We start from the raw sequence: 25,688 nt of genomic DNA on the forward strand, positions 1-25,688 counted from the left end.
AAAGAAAGGAAAAACATAATGAAAAAATTAATAGCAATTTTAGGGGCAGTTGGATTAACTGCTACAGGTTCAGCAAGTTTATTAGTTTCTTGCTCAACACCAGTTGAAAAAGATTTTTCTTCTGAAATAGGCAAAATGGTAAAAGATTACATAAAAATTGATCAGGGAACTATATATGAAGATTCAAATGAAATTTATACAAAATTGAAATCGTTTAATAAAGAAATGGAATCTGAAATTTTAAAATTAAAAAATGTAGATGGAGTTTCAAAGTTTAATGAAAAAGAAGGAACATTTTCTGATCCTGATTCAAGCATTAAACCATCAAGCGCAGATGCGGTATGATTTCATTCAGTTTACACATCATCAAGTGTAAGCGAATTCTCAAATAATAATGATTTTAATAAGTGAACAATTACTATTCAATACAGAACACCAGCAACTAATAAAACAACTGGTGAATTATATTGAGGAAAATATAATAAAACTTACATAAATGATATTGAATTTTTTAAAGCTAAAAAACCTAATGCGATATTAAAAAACTCAGATGGAACAGAGCAATCAGAAAATTCTTTTACTCTTGTAGATAATGAAGTAAAGATTAGAGTAGATAAAGGTTATAATAGAGAAAACATAATTCTTAATGGAAATGAAAAAATTACGGATATAAATATTTCACTTGATACTCAATTATTTGAAGAACCTGAAATAAAATTAGGCAATGATAAATTCCCAACATATTTTGATTTAACACTTAAATTAAAACAGGGACAAACATTATCAGTAGACCAAAAAATATTTATTAAATTACCATCATTTCAAGATATTAAACTAATAATTAAAGCACAAAATTAATAACAGTGATATAATTTTGTTAACAACTTAATATGAAAAACTTATACAGGGTAGCATATTGGGCTACTGTTCCGCCTCAAGACCAATCTTGAGACTATAAGTGTAAAGGTTTTTTGGTTATCAAAAAACCTTTTTTATTATCTAAAGTTTTTCTTTAGGTTGTATTCAAAATTAGGGGGAAATATGAAAAAATTATTAGCAATTTTAGGAGCAGTTGGATTATCAGTAACAGGAGCTTCAATAGTAGTTTCTTGTGGTGGTAATGGTAATACTGATATTACAGATCCTGAAACAGGCTTAGTTGCATTATCAAAAATAAAAAATTTAACTTTAGATTTAGGGGAAATTGGAGAAAACAGTTCGCTGAATATATCTAAAGCTTTTTTTGAAAAAAATGAATCTGTATTAAAAAAAGCTGTTGGAGATACATTAACTGCAAATATGTTTTATGTTTCAAAAATAACTTCAACTTCAGCAACAATTACAGGTAAAAATACTAACCAGGAATTATTAAGTCCATCTGCAGATTTTGCAGTAACAGTTAGTTTTACATCAGAAAGCGATGGAAGAATAGACTTAGCAAAATTAGAAGGTCTAGTTACAAGTAATTTAATTGTTAATAAAACAAAGTATCAAGGAACAGGAAATTATGACAAATCAAATGCTATTGCAGATGCATTAATAGAAGCAAATAAAGAACTACTAAAAGAAACAGTAGCAAAAGATTTTTATTTATTAAAGTCTGATCTTGTTGAACCGTCAGACGGCAAACCTGGTGTAGCAAAATTAGAAGGTAGCACATCAAGTTTAAAAGTAAAAAGTGGTTCACCAGTAGAAATAACATTTACACTAAGCGAATAAAACAAAAAATAGACATTGGTCTATTTTCTTTGTGACTCTTATTTAATTTGTATATATAATAATATCACAAAAATTAACACTTAACATTGTATTTAGTTTTTATAAAAAATAAATAATATATTATAATATCTTTAACTTAATAAAAATTAACTTATACATGATAACATATCGGGTTGTCGACCTGCCTTAAGACCGATCTTAAGACTATAAGAAAATAAATATTATAAAACATTAAGTTGCTTCTTTTATTAAGTAATAAGTTTTTAAAAAATAGGGGGAATATTTTTAAATGAAAAAATTATTATTAACTTTATCTTCTGTAACACTTGTTGGTACAGCAGGTATGAGCGTTATCTCATGTGGGGTAAAACCAGAAAAATCTGTTATATTTATGCTTCCAGGTGAAGCTGTGGGAGTAGGATCAACAGATAAAATTGATGCTTATAATGATTTAGTTGATGAATTCAATGAATTACATAAAAATGATTCAGGATTTGCGCCAATTAAAGTAAAGTGATCAAAATCAGGAACAATCAATGATTCAATCTTAACAGGTGATAATTTACCTGATTTATATATAAGTTATGCAGATGCAGTTTCATTGTATGCAAATACAAAAGTATCTAATCAAGTGAGAGACATGGAAGCTTCATTAGGTGAAGCAGGATTTGCAAACTTAAAAAATGACATAATAGATGATGCTTTTTTACAAGAAGGACAATATAAAGAACAGGGAAGTGACAAAGCAACTCAAGTTGTTTTACCATTTGGTAAATCAGTTGAAATGTCAGTTATTAACGTAAACTTTTTCTTAGAATTTATTTCAAAAATTAGTATTACAGATTTTGATGGAGCATCAATTTCGCCTAAAGTTAAAACTGAGTTTGAAAAATTTAATGTTAATGAAAGAAAAAATTTAACTAATGAAACAGGTGCAATGTCTAAAACAACAATTTTTAGTGATAAAACTCCTAAGTTAAATGAACAATGATTCACAGAACATGGTTTAAATGATGCTTTAACAACACTACAAACTGCTTTAGCACCATTAACAAGCGTTGGATCTAGTTCATACACAGGAGAATCTGTAGATGATCTAATTAGAACTATTTTTGCTAAAAATGATAATATAATAGCTTTAGCACAAGTTTACAACGAGATATTTAATGTTGAAAGTAATATTGAAGTTAAATATGCAAGTAAAGACGGAAGCGTTGTTGTAGATCCTTCAAATGGAAAACATTTTTCATTTGGAATTGATTCTTTAGCAAATAAATATTTTATGGACCATGCGGCTAGAACTAATAGCGGTTTAATTGATATTACTAATGAAGATAATGGTTTTTTCTACAGTGCAAATTATGATAAAGCAACTAGAGTAGCAAACGTTAACTTTAATAAGAATTCTGTAGGATTTAATGATACATCAGAATTCTTGCAAGCTTTTAAAGATATTGCTGTTAAAAACAATAAAAGTGGTGGTTCATACGCTGAACAATGAAATAACACATTAAATTTAAGTAGACAAGAAGGTACAACAAAATACTATACAAGTGATAGCTTTTTAAATGGTTCTTCATTTATGTCAAGTGGTTCATCAGCAGGGGCTTACAATTTTACCAAAACAAAATATGTAAATAATACAGGGTATAATCCTGTTACAAATGCTGATGTAATAACAACTTCAACTTCAACTAAAGAAGGGAAAAATTCAGTTTTCATGTCTCAAGGTCCAGGAATAGCAGGATTCAAATCAAATGGTTCAAATGCAGCTGAGAAAGAGAAAACAGTTACAGAATTCTTAAATTATATTATGCAACCAAAACAAGCAGCAGATTTTGCGCTTAAATCAAATTATATGCCTGCAACAAAATCTGGTATGTCTATATACCAAAACTATGTAAATGGTAATTACAATAATACAAAAGCAAATAATCAATCAAATGCAATAGTAAATCCAGAAGCATTACAAAATGTTGTTGCAGAACTTAACACAAAAGAAGGAACAACAAAATATACAGTAGATAATACTTTTACTGCGATTTATTCAACAAGTAAAGGTTCATTAAGTTCACAAGCATCTCCAAATGCAGTTAACTCAGGATTTATTGAAAAATATTTAGTTGGAAATTCAGAAAGAATATTAGTTGCTTCTACACCTACACCTATTGGTACAACAGTTCGTGATTCAATTGCAACAGCTATTACTGGTAGTGGAACAATTACAGATTTAAGTAAAGCACCGGGAATTAAATTTGTTGAAATATTAGATGCATCAAATACAGTTTATACATTACAAAATTATGTAATGAAAAAAAATAACACAGATATGTTTAGCAAAATTAATTTAACTCACAATGCAAAATAAAAGTAAATTTAAATAGAAAGTTTTTAAAAACATGAGTATTAAACTAAAAAATATAACAATTGACTATGGAAATTTCTTGGCGGTAAATGACCTAAGTGTAAATATTAATAAAGGGGAACTAGTTTCTCTTTTAGGACCTTCTGGTTGTGGAAAAACAACCGCATTAAATGCTATCGCAGGATTAATAAATACAACATCAGGACAAATTCTTTTTGATGGTGTTGATGTTACACACAAAACACCTCAGCAAAGAAATATAGGACTAGTTTTTCAAAGTTACGCATTATATTCACATATGAGTGTTTTTAAGAATATTGCATATCCTTTATATCACTCAAAAGATTTTAAAAAAGAATTAGCAAGAGACAATTTTAAATATAAAAATAGATTAAAAGATCTAAAACAAACAAAATCATACGAATTAATAATTAAACAACAAAATGATTTTTTAAATGATCTTAAAAGCTTTTTAAAATTAACAAATAATAATATTAAATTGTTAGAAACAGAGTTTTTAAAAAAACATAAAGATTCAATTATTTCATATACTGATCAACTTTTCATAAATTATGAAAATTCAGAAGTATTAAAAAATCATTTAGTTAGCTACTTATATGACAAACTAAAAATTAAATTTAATGAAATTGAATCTGTTATAGAGTCAACAATTTTAAAAAAATATAAATTGTTATTAACTCATAAATTAGACGTTAGATTTCAAGGAACAATTGGTTATTACAGTTGATTAAATGAAAAAAATGTAAAAGATAATAAAAAACACTTGGCAGAACTTATCAAAACTAGCAAAATTTCAAAAAAACAAATTAGAAAAGAACAAAAAAAAGTTAGTGCTGAATTAGATATTTTTACTGCTTCTTCAACAGAAAATGGGTATGATAATTATATTAATTCTAAAAACTTAATTACAAATTCTTTTATTGAGAATGAAGTAGCAGAACTTGAAAAAGAAATAAATGATTATTTTGATAAAGTTTTATTAAAAACAAAAGAACCAATTATAAAAAACAATAAAATTGAAAATTCTATTTCAAATATTTCAAAAAAAATTAATGCATTTAAAGTAAGTTATTTAAGTAAACATGAAAAATTAATTGTTAAATATATAAAAAGTATTTCAAACAAATTTCCTAATGAAATAGAAATAAAAGATAATTTAATTAATTACTTGTTTAATATATCAAAAATAGAATTTAATTCTGTTCAAGAAAAGTTAAATGAGTTGATTTTTGAAAATATGCAAAGTTTTGTAAATTCTTGTGATAAAGATGAGTTTACTCAGTTAATAAATTATTATCCTTTAAATGTGAATGCATATTTAGAAGTTAGTGAATCAAGTAATGAACTTTTAAAAATTAATAATGAATTACAAAAGAATACTGATTTTGATACATTAAATGATAATGAACATTATAAAAATTATCTTACTGAAAAAGAACAATTAACAGAATCATTGCTTTCAGAATTTGTTGTAAAATTGGAAAACTTTATTTCTGAAACTTTTGATAAATTACCAATTTTAGTTAATAATGAATTATCAAAAAATTCAATAAAAATTGATATTTCGGAATTAGAATCAGAAATTAGAAAAAATATTTTTTCAAAAAAACGTAAAATAAGATCATTAGTTTTAGAAGCTGCAAAACAAGTTGAAATTGAAACACAATTAAATAAAAAACCAAGTGAATTATCTGGTGGACAACAACAAAGGGTTGCTATCGCAAGGGCTGTTGTAAAAAAACCAAGTATTTTACTTATGGACGAACCATTATCAAATCTTGATGCAAAATTACGTTTAACAACTAGAGAATGAATTAAAAAATTTCAACAAAAAGTTGGAATAACAACTGTTTTTGTTACTCACGATCAAGAAGAAGCAATGAGTATTTCTGACTCAATTTTTGTTATGAATAAAGGGGTTTTACAACAAGGCGGAACTCCATTAGAAATTTATAATAAACCAAAAAATAAATTTGTAGCAAACTTTATAGGAACACCTAATATTAATTTCATTGATGTTAAAGTCAAAAAATCTATTTTTGAATTGCCTTCAGGCGAGGAAATGACTATTAAAAATTTAAAAATTGAAAAAGAAAATTGAACTTTAGGAATTAGACCTGAAAGAATAAGTATTTCAGGAACTAAAGGTAAAATTTTCATTGGAGAAGGTGAAGTTTCTCTTGTCGAACAATTAGGAAAACAAAATCATATTAAAGTTCGCTTAAATAAAGAATTGGAAATTACTTTAATATTAGAGCCACATGAATGAAATAATTTAAAAAATTCTTCAGTGTTAAAGCTTTATGCTAGAAAAGAAGACTTATACTTATTTGATACAAATACAAATTTAGTAGAGGTAAAATATGCGTAAAAATAAGAAAGATGAAGGTTTTGTTTTAATTGATGATAGAGTTATAAATCCTAAAGGTAAAAAAGCAAAATCTAAAAATATGGAAAAAGGAAGATTTGACCTAATAAACCAATTAATTTGGGTTTTACCAGGTTTATTCTTTGTATGTATATTTTCATACTTTTCAATTTTTATTGTTTTTAAATATGGATTAAGTGCGAATGGTGCAAATGGTGTTTTTATATTAAGCATTAAAAATATAGGTAATTTATTTACTGAGCCTACGCATGAATTTCCAATAGCGTTAAGAAATACTTTAATTTATGTTTTAGTTTCAGTGCCAATTTCATTGCTGATTGCACTTTGAACTGCCAAAGCATTAAGTAACGTTTTAAGTAAAAGAGCTTTTGCTTTTTTCCAATCAGCTTTCTTTTTACCATATGTAACATCAGCACTTGCTGTTGCTATGGCTTTCTCAATATTATTTTCAACAAGTGATACATCTCTTTTAACACAATTATTAGCTAAATTAGGTTTATCAAGGGTTGATTGAAAAGAACCTAAAAATGCTATGATAATGTTAATCATTTATGGTGTTTGAAAAATGTTACCTTTTAAAATTATTATGTTTACAGCAGCATTTTTAAGAGTTGATAAGCGATTATATCAAGCAGCATCTATAGACGGTGTACCAAGATGACAACAATTTTGAAAAATTTCTGTTCCTCAAATTATGCCAGTTATTATTTATATGATTACAACTGGTATTATTGGTTCATTTAAATTTATGCCTTTTGGTTTATTTGCTAACTATGAGGAAGCGGTTAAATCACAAGCTCAAACAGCAGTGTTCTTTATCTTTTCAAGAATTAACTCTGGTTCAGGAGGATTACCATCATATAGTACTGGTGGAGCAGCTTCTATAGTATTAATGGTTATTATTTTAATTATGACGTTAGCTAATAGACAATTAAGTAAGTACTTAAACAAAAAATATAGATAGGATTCAGCATGGAAAAAATAAATAACGAGTGAAGTAAAAAAACTAAAACTGAAGATTGAATTCACAAAAATTCATTTAAAAAGATTTCTGTTAAAGATAAATCTTTTAATCAATCTGAATCTAATGTTGATTCCATTATTTATGTTGAAAAAACAACAAAAGTTGTTAGTTCTGAAAAAGATAAACATGAAATAGTTGTAAATAAATTAACAAGAAAAGAAAAATATGAAAATGATTTAAAATTTCAAGAAGAACAAATAACTTTAAGAGAATCTAAAATTGTTGTTGAAGCTAACTTTTTTAAGAGAATATGATTAAAGTTTTGTTTATCATTATTTTTATTTTGAAATAAAAAACATTTTAAAATTAAGCACGCATTTTATATAAGATCAGTAAATAAAAGAAAAGATAAAACAATTAAAATGGCTGGTGATGTTTGATATAGAAGAATAGGGTCAAATTTATCAAACTATACAGTTTTAATTATTATGCTTATCGCCATGATATTTCCTTTTTATTGAATGTTAATAACATCTTTTAAGCCTTATTCAGAAGTTGACACAGGAGTAATGGAATCTCTTTGACCAAAACATTGAACATTACAAGCATATAAAGATATGTTTACATTTGTTAATAATTCTGGTGGTAGAGAATCAATTCCATTTTCAAGATTTTTCTTTAACTCATTGTTCATTGCGTTAGTTTCAACTTTAGTGCAATTATCAGTGTCAGTTATTGGTGGATTTGCAATTTATAACTGAAGAACAAAATTTAATTCATTATTTATGATTATTATGTTTTCAATTATGATGGTTCCAGGTGAGGCTATGTTGCTTGGTAGATATTGAATTGCAGTTCAAATGCAATGAAGAGATACTTTATTTGCCTTAATTGTTCCATTTATCGGTAACGTATTTACCATATACTTAATGAGTAATGCTTTTTACGGATTAAATAGAGATTTAAAAAGAGCAGCTAAAGTAGATGGATTATCAAGTTTTCAATACTTTATGAAAATAGCTTTACCTGCAGTTAGTGCAACTATATTAACATCATTTATTATTTCATTTATTGAATCATGAAACTCTGTTTTATGACCAATAACAGTTATTGATAATCAATCTGGACAATGAAGAACAATTCCAATGCTTTTATATTCACTAATGAATGTTAGTGGTATGACATCAGAAGAATTCCCAATTGCTGATCCTATTAATGTAAAAATGGCTGCCTCAATTTTAGCTATTTTACCAATGATTATTGTATTTATTGTTTTCAATAAATGAATTATTAATGGTTTAACAAAAAGAAGCGTTGGAGGAACTAAGGGATAATGAGAAAAAAAATAAACTTGCTATTTTTAAGCATGATACTTACTTTAATAGCTTTTTTGTCTATTTTAACAGTTTCTTGTGGAACTAAAATAAAAGAAATTACCGGCAATGTTTCATTTTATGTATTATCAATTGGAAGTGGAAATTTTACTTTTTTAGAAAAAGATGGTCATGCAGTTGTAATGGATTCTGGGGTTGGTATTGGTGAAAATAACAATGGAGATTCAATTGATTCAATATCATCAGAAACATTTGCTTTAAATAACGGAAGTTGAGTAACTGCAAATCCAAGGGATGGTAAAGCAATTACAGATTTTATGAAGAATACAGCTGGAGTTCAAGTTATTGATGCTATATTTATTTCGCACAAACATTCAGATCATTATAGTGCTTTAAAATATCTTGTTCAGGAATTTGAAGTAGGAACTGTTATTGCTCCTACAGATAGTGCAGGTTTAGAAAAAGCAATCAGAGGTTACCAACCAAAAGGTCAAATGCCAGTAGTTGATACAAATTTTTCGAAGACTTATGAATTTTTAGGTGGAACATTTGAAAATTTAACAGCATATTCTTCAAAAAATGTTGTTAAAAGTTTATACACAACAGATGATCCAAATGCCAATAGTATGGTTTTAAGATTTAAGGTAAATGGTAAAACATTTTTATTACCTGGAGATATGGAAAATACTTCAAAAGTTATGAGCGACAAAAAATTTTTAAAAGCAGTTTCATCACAACCTGTGGACTTTTATTTACTTGCTCATCATGGGTCAACAAATGGGGCCACTGAATTAACACCATTAATTGGTAATAAAGAACGCTCTCCAGAACATATAATAATATCTGGTACAGATAATATTGATGGTTTTGAAAATTGATCAGGACAAAGAAATGCAGTGAGCAATTCAAAAACTCCTGTTGGTGAAGTTTTAAAAACATATGGTATGAAAAAAGAACCTTATGTATACATAACAGGCTCAGTTTTAACTGAAACTTTAAATGATTTTCCTGACATAGTTGATAAAGATAATGTAAAATCAACGTTTGAATATAAATTCTCTGATAACAAATGAAATTTTATAGTTCATGATGAAAATATTTCAAATGGGTTTAATCAACAGTTAATTACTAAATAAATAATTAAAAAGTTTTGTTCATGTTTGAATAAAACTTTTTAATTTGTTTTATAAGTTTTGTTGTTTGAATTTTATTTTGTTAAAATAAATAAAAGAAAAGAGTGATTTTATGCCAATCTTAAAATTCAACGGTACTACTGAAGAAAAAGTAAAAGAATATTCAAAAAAAATAAACGAGATAGCTGACTTAATTGTTTCAAAGCCTGAAGCAATTTTAATGATGGTTAACAACAACAATATTTTTGTAGCTAAAAACACAAATAAAAGAATTTATGTTGAAGTAGACTGACTTAAAAGATCTGAAGAATCAAGAGTTTTATTAGTTCAACACTTAACCAATTTTTTTGGTAACCAAGGGGTTAATGTATCTGTAAAATTTACTGAAATAAATAATGACTTATACGTTAATAACGAAAAAAGAGGATAAGTATGAAAATAGGAAATGTAGAAATAAAAGGTAAATTAGTTCAAGGGCCAATGGCTGGTGTATCTAATCCACCATTTAGATTAATATCAAAAGAAAAAGGTGCTGATTTAGTTTGTGCTGAAATGGTTTCTGTAGAAGGAATGACACATAACAACAAAAAAACATTTAGCATGTTAGCAGTTGAAAAAAAAGAACACCCAATGAGTATGCAAATTTTTGGGAATGATGTTGAATCATTTATTGTGGCGACAAAGTGAATTGATGAAAATGTTGATTGTGACATTATAGATTTAAACATTGGTTGTCCTGCACCAAAAGTAGCTGTTAGATCAGCGAGTGGATCAAGTTTATTAAAGACACCGGAATTAATATATGACATTGTAAAAGCAGTTGTTGAAAATACATCAAAGCCAGTTACTGCAAAAATTAGATTAGGTTGAGATAAAGAAAGTGTTAATGCTGTTGAAGTTTCTAAATTAATTGAAAAAGCAGGAGCTAGCGGAATTACTGTTCATGGAAGAACAAGAAGTGAATTTTATTCAGGCCATGCAGATTGAGAAAAAATAAAAGAAGTTAAAGAAGCTGTAAATATTCCAGTTATTGGTAATGGTGATGTTATTGACGGGCCAAGCGCAAAAGCAATGTTAGAATTAACTGGTTGTGATGGAGTAATGATTTCAAGAGGATGCCAAGGTAATCCTTGAATTTTTAGAGAAATTGCACACTTTTTAGAGACAGGTGAAGAATTAGATAAGCCAAGTTTTGCAGAATGAAAAGAAACAGTATTGAAGCATGCTAAAATGTTAATAGATTATAAACAAGACGAAGGTAGTGCAATTAGAGAATTTAGAAAACATTTAACTTGATATTTTGCAGCATTGCCAAAAACAGAAATTTTAAATCAGTTAAAAGAAGAAGCAAATAAGATTAACACATTTAGTGATTTAGAAAATATTATAGAAAAGTATAAAGAGGTATAAAATGTCAGAAAGAAAATTTACTGAACAAGAATTAGTTCGTAGAGCTAAACTTGAAAAATTAATTGAAAACAAATCTAATCCTTATGAAGTTAGCAAGTATGTAAGAACACATTCTTTAAAAGAATTGATTGAATTATTTGGTGGATATGAAAAAGATGAGTTAGCAACTTTACAACAAACAGAAATTAGCATTGCAGGAAGAATTAAACTTTATCGTGAGGCTGGTAATAAAGCAGCATTCTTAAATATTGAAGATCAAGATTCAGATATTCAAGTTTATGTAAGACAAGACGAAATTGGTGATGCAGCATTTGCTAACTTCAGAGAACTAGATCTTGGAGATATTGTTGGGTTTAAAGGAATTATGATGAAAACAAACCATGGTGAACTTTCACTAAGAGCAAAAGAATATACTTTATTATCAAAAGCTTTAAGACCTTTACCAGATAAACATGCTGGTATTCAAGACATTGAAGAAAAATACAGAAGAAGATATGTTGACTTAATCACAAACCCTGAATCAAAAAGAGTTTTTCAAGCAAGAACTAAAATTATTAGAACAATGCAACAAATTCTTGATGAACGTGGGTATATGGAAGTTGAAACACCTATTTTGCACAGTGTAAAAGGTGGAGCCGCTGCTAAACCTTTTATTACACATTACAATGCTTTAGATGTTGATGTATATTTAAGAATTGCAACAGAGCTACATTTAAAAAGATTAATTGTTGGTGGATTTGATGGAGTTTATGAAATTGGAAGAATCTTTAGAAATGAAGGAATGAGCACAAGACACAATCCAGAATTTACTTCTTTAGAATTGTATGTTGCATATGAAGATATGTTCTTCTTAATGGACTTAACTGAAGAAATATTCAGAAAATGTAATGCTGCAGTTAACGAATCATCAGTTATAGAATATGGTGGACATAAACTAGATTTATCAAAACCATTTAAACGCTTACATATGGTTGATGGAATTAAACAAGTGACAGGAGTAGATTTCTGAAAAGAAATGACTGTTGAAGAAGCTCTAGAGTTAGCTAAAAAACATAATGTGCATGTTGAAAAACATAATTATACAGTTGGACATATTATTAACTTATTCTATGAAGAATTTGTTGAGTCTACAATTATTGAACCAACTTTTGTTTATGGACATCCAAAAGAAATATCACCTTTATCTAAATCGAATGCTGAAGATTCAAGATTCACTGATCGTTTTGAGTTGTTTATTGTCGGAAGAGAATATGCAAATGCATTTAGTGAATTAAATGATCCAATCGATCAATATGATAGATTTAATGAACAAATAAAAGAAGCTGCGGCGGGAAATGATGAAGCAACTGAAATGGACATTGACTTTATTGAAGCGTTGGAACACGCAATGCCACCAACTGCAGGTATCGGATTTGGAATTGATCGTTTAGTTATGTTATTAACAAATTCTGAATCAATTAAGGATGTATTATTATTCCCACAGTTAAAACCAAGAGATTAATATGTTAAAAAACAAACCTTAATGGTTTGTTTTCTTTATGCATTGGCTATACTGTTAGCTTCTTCGTCTAATATTAAGGTAAAGAAAGGATGTAGTGTTAATATTGAAGAAGGAACTTTTTCAATAACTGGACCATTAACAATTTGATCAATAACCTCAGCTTTGCCTTTTCCATTTGCAATCATAATAATATTTCTTGCAGCCATAATATCTCTAGGTCCCATTGTTACAAACTGATCATGAAATAAGTTTAGGTCTAGTTTAGGAACGCTAATATTTCCTTCTAAGTCAATATTATTTATAAGTCTTGTTTTGTCACCAAATTTTGTAACACCAGACATGTTTCCACAAAAATGACCATCTATACCAATTCCCAAAAGAACGACATCTAGACCACCATCTTTGTATAATTGATCTATATATTCTTTATAATTTAGAACATTTAGTCTATGAATATTTTTTTGTTTAATTTTTGCTTTGCTAAAAAGCAATTCTTCTAAATCTTTACTGGTAATACCTGTTGAAAGGTCATTTCTAAAAGGCACTTCATCAAAGTTATAGAAGTGTATTTTATCTAAGTATGCAAGTTCATTTAAAATACTTATTATTTTTGAGTAAAATAGTTTTGGACTATTACCACCAGTTACAGAAACATTAATTCGCTCTTTGTGCTTATTTTTTTCAAGTATTTCCATGAAAGCTTCAATTGTTTTATCGGTCATGCTTTCATAATCTTTTGTTTTTATTATTTTCATATGTTTACCTCTTTGTATATAATTAATATAAGTTTTAATTTATTGAAATGTGTAAAAAATATTTTTTAAGTAAACTACTTTACTAATCTAAAATTTATTTCTAGGAGGATTATGGAAAATTTTTACGAAAAACTAGAGTATCTATCAAAAGGTTATGTTGATTCTGCTTATAAAAATATGTCAGTAAGTTTATTGTCATCAATTAGGAATGGGAATTTTAAAAAATCAAAAGAGTTGGCCGAAGAATGTTTTGTAAGTGAATCAACTGTTACAAAGTTTAGTAAGTACTTGGGTTTTTCTGGATATAGAGAAATGATATTTTTTTTAAAAGAAGACCATAATTCTTTTTTTGTTAAAAAGACAACTAAAAAAAATAAGAATTTTTCTAGCTTAATAGAATGAATATCATTGCATGAAGACTTTATTGATAAATTATGCAAAGCAATTGAAGTAAAGAATGTACAAGTTAATATATTTGGCTCATATCAGTTACAGGAATCTATTAGTTTATTGAATAAACTTTTACTTTCATTTGACATTGATTCTAAAATACTTTATCAAAATGTTTTATTTGCTAACACTAAAATTTCAAAGCAAGCTGTAAACATTATATTTTTTTCTGGAAGAGATAACGAAACTTTAGAAATATTTTTGCAAGAAATAAATAAAAGCAAAAAGCAAATAAAAAACTTTTTAGTTATTAGTGAAAAACAAAAGAATAAAGTTAAGTTTGAATGCGAACAAATACAATTTAGTCAGGATCATTCTTTTGTTAACAGAAACTTATCTGTTATGATGATGTGTCATGAAATAGCAAATAAATTGTCGTTAAAGTAATTATTAAATAAAGACAAGTACTTTACAAAAAGTAGGGCTTGTTTTTTTTTTTTTTTTGCTTTCTCCAAAATAGAACAATAAATTGGAAAATATTATTGAAAGGAAATAAAAATATGGAAATTAAAATATATGCTCCCGTAAATTGTGAAGTTAAATCAATGCAAAAATGCAGTGACCCAACTTTTGCAGGAAAAATGCTAGGTGACGGAATCGTTATTGAACCCAAGAATAATGTTTTCACATCTCCATTTGAAAATGCAACATGCACAATGGTTTTCGAGACAAAACACGCGTACGGTTTTGAAGTTCAAGGTTGTGAGTTCTTAATTCACTGTGGAATAGACACTGTTAATTTAAATGGAAAACCATTCAAAACTAATTTACGACAAAATATGTCTGTAAAATTAGGTGATCAAATTTTTTCAGTTGATTTAAAATCAATTAGAGAAAATAACCTTTCAACAGAAACACCTATAATTTTTACAAGTACAGATAAAAAAATAAAAATTAAAAAATTCAAAGAAGGAACTTATAAAAAAGGAGAATTAATTTGTGTTTTTGAGGTTACTTCTGAAATAAAAAAGAAAGCTAAAATCGAAAAAGAAAATGAAGATATTATTAAATTTGAAAGTAAGTATGCAAAAACAGCAAAAGAGTTCATTGAACTAGTTGGTGGTAGACAAAACTTTTCTGATGTTTATAACTGTATGACAAGACTTAGATTCAAAATTAAAAATAAGGATCTTGTTGATTCAACCAAAATAGAAAAAAACTCTATTGTAAAAGGAATCAATTGAAATGGTTCAGAATTACAAGTTATTATTGGAGGTGAGTGCTACAAAGTTAAAGATGAAATTTTAAAACTTGATAATGCTCAAGTTGAAATATCATCACAAGGCACTGAAGAAATTGCAACTTCAACTTTATCTCAAAAAATATTTGCAGCCATTGCAGGTATTATGGCGCCCAACATTCCTATTTTAATGAGTGCAGGTATAATCGCTGCAATTTATTCAATACTAAATACTATTGGTGTAACAGTAGATTTAGGTAGTGGAGATAAAACAATTGAAGCAGATATGCTGTCATTAATATTGTTCGTATTATCTAAATCAGGAATTTTACTAATTGGTGTGTTCTTTTGTTATAACACAACCAAATATTTTGGTGGAGACCCATTATATGGTTTGTTAATAGGAATAATATTAGCATCTAGATTCTTTATGGGAACAGGTGCTGAATCAAATGCTATAACTAATCCATCAGAATATGAATTTGGTAAATTTATAATGGATGCACAATTTGGTTCTAGAGGATGATACTTATTCTCAATTTCAAATTATCCAATTGTTATTAAATCTTATGAAGGTAGTGTTCTACCTTATCTAGCAGCAGGTATTATGGCTGTTTATATTGACATTTGAGTAAAAAAATGAATGCCAGCAGCAATTGATATTGTGTTTAGAGCAGCAATAGTTGTTGTTCTAACAGTAGTTCCTGTTTTATTTGTAATTGGACCGGCGTTATCATTAGTTGAATTTGGTATGACATATGTTGTAAAAGGGCTGGGATATATTCCGCTTGGAATAGGTGTAGGTTTATTTGCGATGATATGACAACCACTTGTTTTAACAGGGGTTCACGTGGGAGTGGCAATGACATTGTTAATTCCATTAATGACTCAACAAGAACCAAGTATATTCTTACCAGCATTGCAGATCGCTGTATTTGCTCAAGTAGGAGCCTGTTTAGGAGTTGCAATTCTAACTAAAAACCCAATGGAAAGAAGAGTAGCATTAGGAGCAATACCAGGAGGGGTATTTGGTATTACAGAACCAATTATTTACTCAACTAACTTGCCTAAAGTGAAACCTTTCTTAGTAGGTTGTGTTGCTGCCTTTGTAGGTGGAACAATTTCAGGTATTATTGGTATTGCTCAAGTTAACCCAGGTGCAGCACAGGGATTCTTATACATCCTTGGTGTTGATGGTTTAACAAATCAACTATTACTTGCTCTGATCTTTGTTATAACAGTTGCAGTTGCTTTAGGACTTATGTTCTTAACATATTCACAAAAAGTAAATGAAACAAAATACTCACAAAAATTAAATAAAAAAATTGATTCAATTTTAAAAAATACAAAATTATCAGAAAAAGCTAAAAAAGAAATAAATGAAAAACTTTTAGCAATTACAGAAATGTTTAAAGAAAACAAAGAAGCTTATTTAAAATATGAAAAATACATTCAAAATATTTCAAAATTTGAAGCTTCATTAATTTCACTAGAAGAAAAAGAAGAAAAACATAAAACTAAATTATTTAACAGAGTTAATAAATTGAAAAAAGCTAAAAAACAAAATGCAGAACTAGTTAAAAAAGCAATTGCTGAATTTAATTCTTATAGTTTAGAACAAGAAAAACAAAAAATAGCTGACGAAAAAGAAAATTACATTAAAGAAAATGCTGAATTAGTTTTAATTTATGAAAAAGCTAAAAAACAAAATGAATTAAGTATTCAGAAATATATTGATTATATTCAAAATCAAGAAACTGTTTCTGAGTTGGCTAACTATTCAAAACTTTATTCAAATGCCTTAAACAGTGTTGAAATTGGATATGGTTTACAAGATAAAGTCGTTTATAAAATGCCAAAAGAATTTAAAGTAAAATTAAAAAATAAAGAGGTGTAATATGAAATTTGAAAAAAAAGATTTTTTATGAGGAGGTGCAACTTCAGCTTCTCAAGTTGAAGGAGCTTTTGATGCGGAAGGGAAATCATTAACAATTGCAGAAATGAGACCTTTCAATCCAAACCTAGATAGAAAAAGCGTAGATGAATTAAATAAATATACAAGATCTGATTATGAGAAATCAATTGATAATAAAGATAACCTTCATTATCCAAAAAGAATTGGCATTGATTTTTATCACAGATATAAAGAAGATATAGCTTTATTCAAAGAAGCAGGAATGAACATTTATAGAATGTCAATTGCTTGATCAAGAATATTTCCTAATGGTGATGAAGCACAACCAAATGCAGCAGGTATTAAATTTTATAAAGATGTATTTGAAGAATGCAAAAAAAATGGAATGGAAGTAATGTTAACTATTCAACATTATGATGTACCATATCCAATAACAAAAAAATATGGTGGTTGATCAAACAAAAAAGTTATTGATTTATACATTAAATTTGCAACAGTTATTATGAAAGAATACAAAGACTTAGTTAAATATTGATTACCATTCAATGAAATCAACGTAGCTACATTAGCTCCAACAACAGGTTTAGGTATTTTTAGAGAAGACTTTGATACTACTGAAGATTATAAAAATGCTTCATGACAAGGTTTACATAATCAATTTTATGCCCAAGCAAAAGTTATTGAGCTAGCAAAATCTATTTCAAGCAATATTAAAATTGGGTGTATGGTTGCTAACATGACAACATACTCATCAGATTGTAACCCTGTAAATATTTGAGAAAATTTAGCTACTCAACAAATGCAAAGATATTTCTACTATGATGTAATGGTAAAAGGAGATTATCCATCATATTCAAAAAGATATTTCAAAGAAAATAATATTAAATTTGAAACAACTCCTGAAGAAATGGAAGTAATTAAAAATAATAATATTCAATATATTACATTTAGTTACTATATGACATCAACAATTTCAAAAGAATTAAAAGATGCAGCAGGTGGTAATTTAATGATGGGTGGAAAAAACCCATTCTTAAAAGCAACTGAATGGGGATGACAAATTGATCCTATTGGTTTAAGAATAACTTTAAATGAACTATGAGATAGATATCAATTGCCTTTATTCATTTCAGAAAATGGAATTGGTGTAATTGAAACTTTAAATGAAAATAACACAGTTGATGATGATTATAGAATAGAATATCTATCAAAACATTTTGAACAAATAAACGAAGCAATTAAAGATGGGGTTGATGTATTTGGTTATACAATGTGAACTCCAATTGATGTTGTTAGTTTATCAACAAATGAAATGTCAAAAAGATATGGTTTAATATTTGTTGATTATGATGATTATCATAAAGGAACTGGAAATAGATTTAAAAAGAAATCATTTGAGTGATTCAAAAACTTTATAAAAACAAAAGAATTATAAAAATAAAAAACTTTCTTAGGAAAGTTTTTTGTCTTAATATATTTTATTTTTCAACGGTGTTAATGTATAACAAATAATTGGTATTGTTATCAAATATAATAGTAAATCAAATACAGAGTTAACTGCATTAACACTCATTGAATATATTCAAACCCCTTGACCTTCAGGGGCATATTGTCCATAAAATAAAACGCCCGCAAAAGTTTTTGATCAGAAGCCTAAAAATGAATAAATTATTATAACTAATATAAAAACCCATCTATTTAAAATTCATAAACTAATTCTTTTAACGTTGAATTTAACTCTGTCTCAAAATTTTAAATTTACATTTGCTTTTTCTAAATATTGTTTGTACTCTCTTGGAATAAAAACACTGCATAAAGCAACTAAAAGAAGCGGAATAAAATAATCAAATAAATATGCCAAAGGAATTGCTGAATCGTAGTTTGCAGGCATGAAGAATGCTATTATACCTGCCAAGAAAACAACAATTAGTGTTCGTAATCAATCTGTATAACAAGCTAAAACAAATAATGGTATAAATTGTAAATTTAATGTTATAAAAAATGGCGGTATACTATATCCCGCTATTAAATTTAATACTAAATACAAAGATAACATCAAACCCATAACAGCAATATCTTTTGTTGTTATCTTTTTAATGCTCAAATAAAAATATCTTTTCATGTAAAAGAACCTCCTACATAAAAAGACAGAAAAAATATTTTAGGACTTCCTACGCTAGTATTAACTAGATCAGGTTCTAAGAGTATTTCTCAAGCTTTCGCTACCTCTGCCTTCTTACTCTTTAATAGTAGCATTTTATTTTAAAAAAATAATTTGTTTTTTGGTAAAATTATAAATAACAATAATTATAGAAAGAGGTATCATATATGCCTAAGAAATTTTACGTAACAACACCAATCTATTACCCAAGTGGTAACTTACATATAGGACATGCATACACAACAACTTTAGCTGATATTCTTAAAAGATATAAAGACATGCAAGGTTATGAAACATTCTTCTTAACTGGTAGTGATGAACACGGTCAAAAAATAGAAGAAAAAGCAACAGAAGCTGGCTTAACACCAATTGATTATCTTGAAGATAAAGTTGAAAGTTTTAAAACACTTTGAAAAGCTTTAAAAATTGACTACACAAAATTTATAAGAACTACAGATTCATATCATGAAGAAACTGTTAAAAAAATATTTACTTTATTATTAGATAAAGGTTTTATTTACAAAGGCAATTATGAAGGATTATATTGTATTAGTTGTGAAGAATTTTTAAATGCTGATCAAATAGACGAAAACAATATGTGTAAAATATCTAATACAAAATTAGAATTAGTTAAAGAAGAAACTTACTTTTTAAAAACTTCTTTATTTCAAGAGTTCATGGAAAATGAAGTTTTAGCAAGTGAATTTTTAATTCCAGCATATAGAAGAAATGAAATGTTAAATTCTTTTGTTAAACCAGAGCTTAAAGACTTATCAGTAACAAGAACTTCTTTTTCATGAGGTATACCTATTAATGAAGATCCAAAGCATGTTGTTTATGTTTGATTAGATGCTTTAACAAACTATATAACAGCTCTTGGTTATTTACAAAATGATGATTCAAATTTTCAAAAATTTTGAGCTGATGAAAATACAGAAATTTTACAATTAGCAGGTAAAGAAATTATTCGTTTCCATTCAATATATTGACCTATAATTTTAAAATCACTAGGCTTACGCCAACCAACACACTTATTGGGTCATGGTTGAATTTTAAGCAAAGACACAAAGATGAGTAAGTCTCTAGGAAACGTTATTGATCCAATAGAGATGATTAACAAATATGGAGCAGATGCTTTAAGATTTTATATTGGTTATGAGTTACCAACAGAAAAAGATGGTAATTTTACTGATGATTTATTTATTGAATCTTTTAATGCACACTTAGCTAATAATGTTGGTAACTTAATATCAAGAATAAATCAAATGATAACTAAATATTTTGATGGTTTTATTGAAAACGACAATATTGTGTATGATGACAACTTAACAGCGAAAGGTATTGAAACAATTAATTTATATATACAAAATATGGATCAATACAAAATCAGTGATGCAATAAGAAATATATTAGACTTAGGTAATGCATGTAATAAATACATCGAAGAAACAATGCCTTGAAATTTAGCTAAAGAAGAAAAAATAGATGAACTAAAAAATGTAATGGCAACATTGCAACGTAATATATCTATTATGGTTTTCTTGTTAAAACCAATACTTGTAGAAAACTATGAAGATATGATTGAGCAAATTGGTTTAAGTGGTGTTGAATTAACGTTTGATAAAATAAACAATTGAGATAAAATAATATTTAAAAAATTAGGAGATAAAAAAATTATCTTCAAAAGAGTTAATTAATGGCTTTATAAGCCATTTTTTTAATATTAAACAAGGATAAAAGTTTGCTATTAAGCCCATAGAGAGTATAATAAATATAGGAATATTTTTTATTTTTTTATGTTATTTTTGAAAAATTTTCCAAAATTGTATAAATTTACACACTTTATTGGATATTTATTCCAATAAATAAAAATTATTAAGAGGAGTTATAAATATGAAAGTTATTGTTTTAGGTACTAACCATGCAGGAACAACTGCAGTTAGAACATTAAAAAGACTTAACCCAGAAATCGAAGTTACTACTTATGATAGAAATGATGTTATTTCATTTTTAGGATGTGGAATCGCTTTATGAGTTAAAGGTGAAGTTAAAGATCCAAATGGATTATTTTACGCAACACCAGAAATTTTAGAATCAGAAGGAATCAATGTAAAAATGAAACATGAATGAGTTTCAATTGATGCTGATAAAAAAACTGTTTTAATTAAAAACTTAGAAACAGGTGAAACATTCGAAGACAATTACGATAAAGTTATTGTTGCAACAGGTACATGACCTTTATTACCACCAATCCCAGGATTAGACTTAAAAGGTGTACAAATTTGTAAAAACTATGACCATGCTAAAAAAATTCAACAAGCAAACCTAGATGATTCAATCAAAAAAGTTACTGTTGTAGGAGCTGGATATATTGGAGTTGAATTAGTTGATGCATTTGTTGCTCATGGTAAAGAAGTTACATTAGTTGACTTTGCTGATAGAATCATGCCAGTATACTATGATGCAGAATTTACAAAACACGTTGAAGAAAGAATGGAAAAAGCTGGAGTTAAATTAGCTTTAAGCCAAGGTGTTAAAGAATTTAAAGGTGCTAATGGAAAAGTTACACATGTTGTTACTGACAAAGAAGAAATTCCAACTGATTACGTAATCTTCTCAGTTGGTGTAGTTGCTCAAACTAAACAATTAGAAGGTGTTGTTGAATTAAATGACAGAAAAGCTATTTTAACAAATGAATACTGTCAATCATCAAACCCAGATATTTATGCAATTGGAGATTGTTCAACAGTTTTCAATAAAGCATTAAACATGGAAATGCCAATTCAATTAGCAACTACTGCAGTTAGAACAGGTATTCTTGCAGCAGCAAATATTGTTAATGGAAATAAATTAGCATCACCAGGTTTCACAGGAGCAAATGGTATTGAAGTATTTGGATTTAAAATGGCTTCAGCTGGTGTAAGTGAAACAAGTGCTAAAAAAATGGGATTAGATTATGAAGCAATTTTATTATCTGATTCAGACCGTCCAGAATTTATGTCAACTTATAAAGAAGCTTGAATTAAATTAGTATGAGACAAAAAAACCAGAAAAATTATTGGAGCTCAAGTAGCTAGTGAAAATAACCATACAGAAATTATGTATATGCTTTCATTAGGAATTCAAAAAGAATTAACTATTGATGAATTGCCATTAGTTGATATATTCTTCTTACCTCACTTCAACAAGCCATACAACTTTGTTACATTAGCAGGTTTAGAAGTATTAGGATTAAATTACTTTAAAAAATAAGATGATTAATCTATTTATTTCAAAATCAAACGATCCAGCATACAACTTAGCTGTTGAAGAGTATTTGACATATCATTACCAAACTAAAGACCCTATTTTGTATATTTGACAAAATAGCAACACAATTGTTGTTGGTAGAAATCAAAATACTTATGCTGAAATTAACATTGCTGAAGCGATGAAAGATGAAGTAAAAATTATAAGAAGAAACACGGGTGGAGGTACTGTTTTCCATGATATGGGAAATGTGTGTTATTCACTAATTGTTAACAATGATAAAAATTCACAATCTAACTTTGAAATTGCTTTACAACCAATTATTCAGTATTTAAGATCTGAAGGTTTAAATGCTAATTTCTCAGGAAGAAATGATATTGAAATTGACGGTTATAAAATATCAGGAAATGCACAATTAAAAACAAATAATAAAATTCTACAACATGGTACATTATTGTTTGATGTTGAATTACCAAGAATTTTAAAATATTTAAATGTAGATCCTGAAAAAATTAAACACCAAAAAGTTAAATCTAAACCAGCTAGAGTTGCAAATATAAAAGCACTTTTAGAAGGTATAAATAAAAATATTGAACTTACTGACTTTATAAACAATATAATAAATAGCTATACAAAAAATGAAGAAACTAAATGAATCGAATTTAGTGAAACTGATGAATTAGCTATTAATAAATGTTTTGAAGAAAAGTATCAATCTCGTGATTGAACATTTGCTAAAAATGAAAATTTTGAAATCAGTAACAAGAAATACTTAGAATCAAAAGGTTTAACAGAAATTAAAATAAATGTTGATAAGGGAAAAATCCAAAATATTAAAATTTATGGGGACTTCTTAGGGTACATTGGAACTGAAGCATTAGAATTTTCATTATTAAATGTTAATTATGATTATCACTCAGTTAAAAACATTCTAGATAAGTTTGCATTAAAAGAAATATTTGGTGATAACTTTGAAGCAGAAGATATTTTGAATTTAATATTCAATTAAGAAAGGTATAAATATGAAATATATAGGAAAATTTGATCCTCAAAAAGATGAAATTGTTCGTGTAATGGATAAAGATGGTAAAATCATTAATCCTAAATTAGCTCCATCAATTTCTGATGAAGAATTAATAAAAGCATACTCAATTATGAATCTTTCAAGAAGACAAGATGATTACCAAAACAAAATGCAAAGACAAGGAAGATTATTATCTTTCTTAAGTTCAACAGGACAAGAAGCTTGTGAAGTTGCATATACAATGGTTATTGATCCAAAGAACGATTTCTTCGTTTCTGGATATAGAAATAACGCAGCTTGATTGACAATGGGTCAAACAGTTAGAAACATTATGTTATATTGAGCAGGAAATGAAGCTGGAGCAAAAGCACCAGAAGGTGTTAATTCATTACCACCAAACATTATTATTGGTTCACAATACTCTCAAGCAACTGGAATTGCTTTTGCTGAAAAATACCAAGGTAAAAAAGGTGTAGCAGTTACAACAACTGGAGATGGTGGAATGAGTGAAGGTGAAACTTATGAAGCAATGAACTTCGCTAAGTTACATGAATTACCAGTTGTATTTGTTTGTGAAAATAACAAATGAGCTATTTCAACTCCAACTGTTCAACAAACAAAATCTTTAAATATTGCAGTTAAAGCAATAGCAACAGGAACTCCATCAATTAAAGTTGACGGAAATGACTTCTTAGCAAGTTATGCTGTAGCAAAAGAAGCTGTTGAATTTGCAAGAAGCGGAAACGGTCCTGTATTAATTGAATTTGATACATATAGACTTGGAGCCCACTCTTCATCAGATGCACCAGACGTTTACCGTCCAAAAGGTGAATTTGAAGATAGAGTTCCTTATGAACCATTAATAAGATTAAAAGCTTATATGATTGAAAAAGGAATTTGAAGTGAAGAAAAACAAACTGCTTTAAATGAAGAGCAAGATAAACATATTGCAGCTGAATTTGCTTGAGTAGAACAAAATAAAAACTACCCAATTGAAGATATATTCAACTATCAATATGCTGAATTAACAAATGATTTAAAAGATCAACTAGCAGAAGCTAAAGAGTTTTTTGCTAAATACCCAGAAACTAAAGACGGAGGACACCACTAATGGCAGTTATTAATAATATTAAAGCAGTTACTGAAGCACTTGATGTTGCAATGGACCGTGATAAAAACGTTATTGTTTTTGGTGAGGACGTTGGTTTAGAAGGTGGAGTTTTTAGAGCTACTCAAGGATTACAACAAAAATATGGAATTGAAAGAAGTTTTAATGCCCCTATTTCAGAAGCAATGTTTGCTGGTGTTGGATTAGGAATGGCAATGAATGGTATGAAACCTGTTGTTGAATTACAATTCCAAGGTTTAGGATTACCAGCATTACAAAACGTTATTGCTAATATTTCACGTATGAGAAATAGAAGCCGTGGTAAATGAACAGCACCTATGGTTATTAGAATGCCAATGGGTGGAGGAATTAGAGCCTTAGAACATCACTCAGAAGCTTTAGAAGCTATCTTTGCACATATTCCAGGTATTAAAACAGTTATGCCTTCTACACCTTATGATACAAAAGGTTTATTATTAGCAGCAATTGAATCACCAGATCCAGTTATTGTTTTAGAACCAACTAAGTTATACCGTGCATTTAAACAAGAAGTACCAGATGGATACTATACAGTTCCAATTGGTGAAGGTTACAAAATTCAAGAAGGAAATGATTTAACAATTGTTACATATGGAGCACAAACAGTGGACTGTATGAAAGCTGTTGAAATGATTAAATCAACTCACCCAACAGCATCAATTGAATTAATTGATTTACGTTCAATTCAACCATGAGATAAAAAAATGGTAATTGAATCAGTTAAAAAAACAGGAAGATTATTAGTTGTTAGTGAAGCGGTTAGATCATTTGGTGTACCTGCAGAAATTATTGCAACAGTTAATGAAAATTGTTTTGACTCGTTAAAAGCACCTTTAGCAAGATGTACTGGATATGATGTTGTTATTCCTTATGACAGAGGGGAAGGATTCCACCAAGTGAACCCACAGAAAGTTGTAGAAGCAATTAAAAAAGTGCTTGACTACAAATTTTAGTAGAGAGGAATTAGAATA

The 25,688-nt window shown here is 27.8% G+C and carries 20 protein-coding genes and 3 riboswitches; of the genes, 18 read left to right on the plus strand and 2 right to left on the minus strand.

Features of this window, described 5'->3' with window-relative positions; all coding sequences use genetic code 4:
* The first annotated feature begins 18 nt into the window (after positions 1–18).
* From MFL_RS00105 to lysS, 10 genes are all read left to right on the plus strand, one after another.
* Entirely contained in the window at positions 19–858 is an 840-nt protein-coding gene (locus MFL_RS00105) for a lipoprotein (protein WP_011182918.1), read from the plus strand.
* 39 nt (positions 859–897) lie between these two features.
* Positions 898–960: riboswitch (nucleoside riboswitch) on the plus strand.
* Positions 961–1,041: 81 nt separating this feature from the next.
* A complete protein-coding gene (locus tag MFL_RS00110; RefSeq protein WP_011182919.1) occupies positions 1,042–1,719 on the plus strand; it encodes a lipoprotein in 678 nt (225 codons plus the stop codon).
* 149 nt (positions 1,720–1,868) lie between these two features.
* A riboswitch (nucleoside riboswitch) is annotated at positions 1,869–1,931 on the plus strand.
* A gap of 77 nt (positions 1,932–2,008) precedes the next feature.
* Complete coding sequence (locus MFL_RS00115) at positions 2,009–4,087, plus strand: sn-glycerol-3-phosphate ABC transporter substrate-binding protein (RefSeq protein ID WP_011182920.1); 2,079 nt, start codon at positions 2,009–2,011, stop codon at positions 4,085–4,087.
* 31 nt (positions 4,088–4,118) lie between these two features.
* Positions 4,119–6,476 (plus strand): ATP-binding cassette domain-containing protein, encoded by a 2,358-nt coding sequence (locus MFL_RS03690; protein WP_011182921.1) that lies wholly within the window; start codon positions 4,119–4,121, stop codon positions 6,474–6,476.
* Positions 6,469–7,458, plus strand: coding sequence for a carbohydrate ABC transporter permease (locus MFL_RS00125; protein WP_011182922.1), 990 nt, complete (start codon positions 6,469–6,471; stop codon positions 7,456–7,458). The genes MFL_RS03690 and MFL_RS00125 overlap by 8 nt, the downstream gene beginning before the upstream one ends.
* Before the next feature lie 8 nt (positions 7,459–7,466).
* A complete protein-coding gene (locus MFL_RS00130) occupies positions 7,467–8,792 on the plus strand; it encodes a carbohydrate ABC transporter permease (protein ID WP_011182923.1) in 1,326 nt (441 codons plus the stop codon).
* On the plus strand, positions 8,792–9,928 hold the full coding sequence (locus MFL_RS00135) for a ComEC/Rec2 family competence protein (protein ID WP_011182924.1): 1,137 nt from the start codon (positions 8,792–8,794) through the stop codon (positions 9,926–9,928). Before MFL_RS00130 ends, MFL_RS00135 begins: the two co-directional genes overlap by 1 nt.
* A gap of 109 nt (positions 9,929–10,037) precedes the next feature.
* The gene (locus MFL_RS00140; RefSeq protein WP_011182925.1) at positions 10,038–10,355 is read left to right on the plus strand and encodes a DUF1904 family protein; all 318 of its coding nucleotides are present in this window, start codon (positions 10,038–10,040) and stop codon (positions 10,353–10,355) included.
* 2 nt (positions 10,356–10,357) lie between these two features.
* A complete protein-coding gene (gene dusB / locus MFL_RS00145) occupies positions 10,358–11,335 on the plus strand; it encodes a tRNA dihydrouridine synthase DusB (protein ID WP_011182926.1) in 978 nt (325 codons plus the stop codon).
* Between the two features lies 1 nt (position 11,336).
* On the plus strand, positions 11,337–12,836 hold the full coding sequence (gene lysS, locus MFL_RS00150) for a lysine--tRNA ligase (protein ID WP_011182927.1): 1,500 nt from the start codon (positions 11,337–11,339) through the stop codon (positions 12,834–12,836).
* Positions 12,837–12,871: 35 nt separating this feature from the next.
* On the opposite strand, the gene MFL_RS00155 is transcribed toward lysS, so the two are convergent.
* A complete protein-coding gene (locus MFL_RS00155) occupies positions 12,872–13,591 on the minus strand; it encodes a glucosamine-6-phosphate deaminase (RefSeq protein ID WP_011182928.1) in 720 nt (239 codons plus the stop codon).
* 111 nt (positions 13,592–13,702) lie between these two features.
* On the opposite strand from MFL_RS00155, the gene MFL_RS00160 reads away from it, so the two are divergent.
* From MFL_RS00160 to MFL_RS00170, 3 genes are all read left to right on the plus strand, one after another.
* Positions 13,703–14,428, plus strand: a complete 726-nt coding sequence (locus tag MFL_RS00160; protein WP_011182929.1) for a transcriptional regulator — start codon at positions 13,703–13,705, stop codon at positions 14,426–14,428.
* Between the two features lie 113 nt (positions 14,429–14,541).
* The gene (locus MFL_RS00165; RefSeq protein WP_011182930.1) at positions 14,542–17,118 is read left to right on the plus strand and encodes a glucose PTS transporter subunit IIA; all 2,577 of its coding nucleotides are present in this window, start codon (positions 14,542–14,544) and stop codon (positions 17,116–17,118) included.
* A gap of 1 nt (position 17,119) precedes the next feature.
* Positions 17,120–18,571, plus strand: coding sequence for a glycoside hydrolase family 1 protein (locus MFL_RS00170; RefSeq protein ID WP_011182931.1), 1,452 nt, complete (start codon positions 17,120–17,122; stop codon positions 18,569–18,571).
* Between the two features lie 33 nt (positions 18,572–18,604).
* Here the strand turns inward: MFL_RS00170 and MFL_RS00175 are convergent, their stop codons facing one another.
* Positions 18,605–19,258, minus strand: coding sequence for an energy-coupled thiamine transporter ThiT (locus MFL_RS00175; RefSeq protein ID WP_011182932.1), 654 nt, complete (start codon positions 19,256–19,258; stop codon positions 18,605–18,607).
* 29 nt (positions 19,259–19,287) lie between these two features.
* Positions 19,288–19,376, minus strand: a riboswitch (TPP riboswitch).
* 88 nt (positions 19,377–19,464) lie between these two features.
* On the opposite strand from MFL_RS00175, the gene metG reads away from it, so the two are divergent.
* From metG to MFL_RS00200, 5 genes are all read left to right on the plus strand, one after another.
* Complete coding sequence (gene metG, locus MFL_RS00180) at positions 19,465–20,994, plus strand: methionine--tRNA ligase (RefSeq protein ID WP_011182933.1); 1,530 nt, start codon at positions 19,465–19,467, stop codon at positions 20,992–20,994.
* Between the two features lie 196 nt (positions 20,995–21,190).
* Positions 21,191–22,549 carry an FAD-dependent oxidoreductase gene (locus MFL_RS00185; RefSeq protein ID WP_011182934.1) on the plus strand — a complete coding sequence of 453 codons (1,359 nt, stop codon included), beginning with the start codon at positions 21,191–21,193 and terminating at the stop codon, positions 22,547–22,549.
* 1 nt (position 22,550) lies between these two features.
* On the plus strand, positions 22,551–23,555 hold the full coding sequence (locus MFL_RS00190) for a lipoate--protein ligase (RefSeq protein ID WP_011182935.1): 1,005 nt from the start codon (positions 22,551–22,553) through the stop codon (positions 23,553–23,555).
* A 13-nt stretch (positions 23,556–23,568) separates the two neighbouring features.
* The gene (pdhA, locus tag MFL_RS00195) at positions 23,569–24,681 is read left to right on the plus strand and encodes a pyruvate dehydrogenase (acetyl-transferring) E1 component subunit alpha (protein WP_011182936.1); all 1,113 of its coding nucleotides are present in this window, start codon (positions 23,569–23,571) and stop codon (positions 24,679–24,681) included.
* Positions 24,681–25,670: an alpha-ketoacid dehydrogenase subunit beta gene (locus MFL_RS00200; RefSeq protein WP_011182937.1), complete on the plus strand. Its 990-nt coding sequence runs from the start codon at positions 24,681–24,683 to the stop codon at positions 25,668–25,670. The genes pdhA and MFL_RS00200 overlap by 1 nt, the downstream gene beginning before the upstream one ends.
* Positions 25,671–25,688: the final 18 nt, after the last annotated feature.

This window comes from Mesoplasma florum L1 (genome assembly GCF_000008305.1).
GTDB lineage: Bacteria > Bacillota_I > Bacilli_A > Mycoplasmatales > Mycoplasmataceae > Mesoplasma > Mesoplasma florum.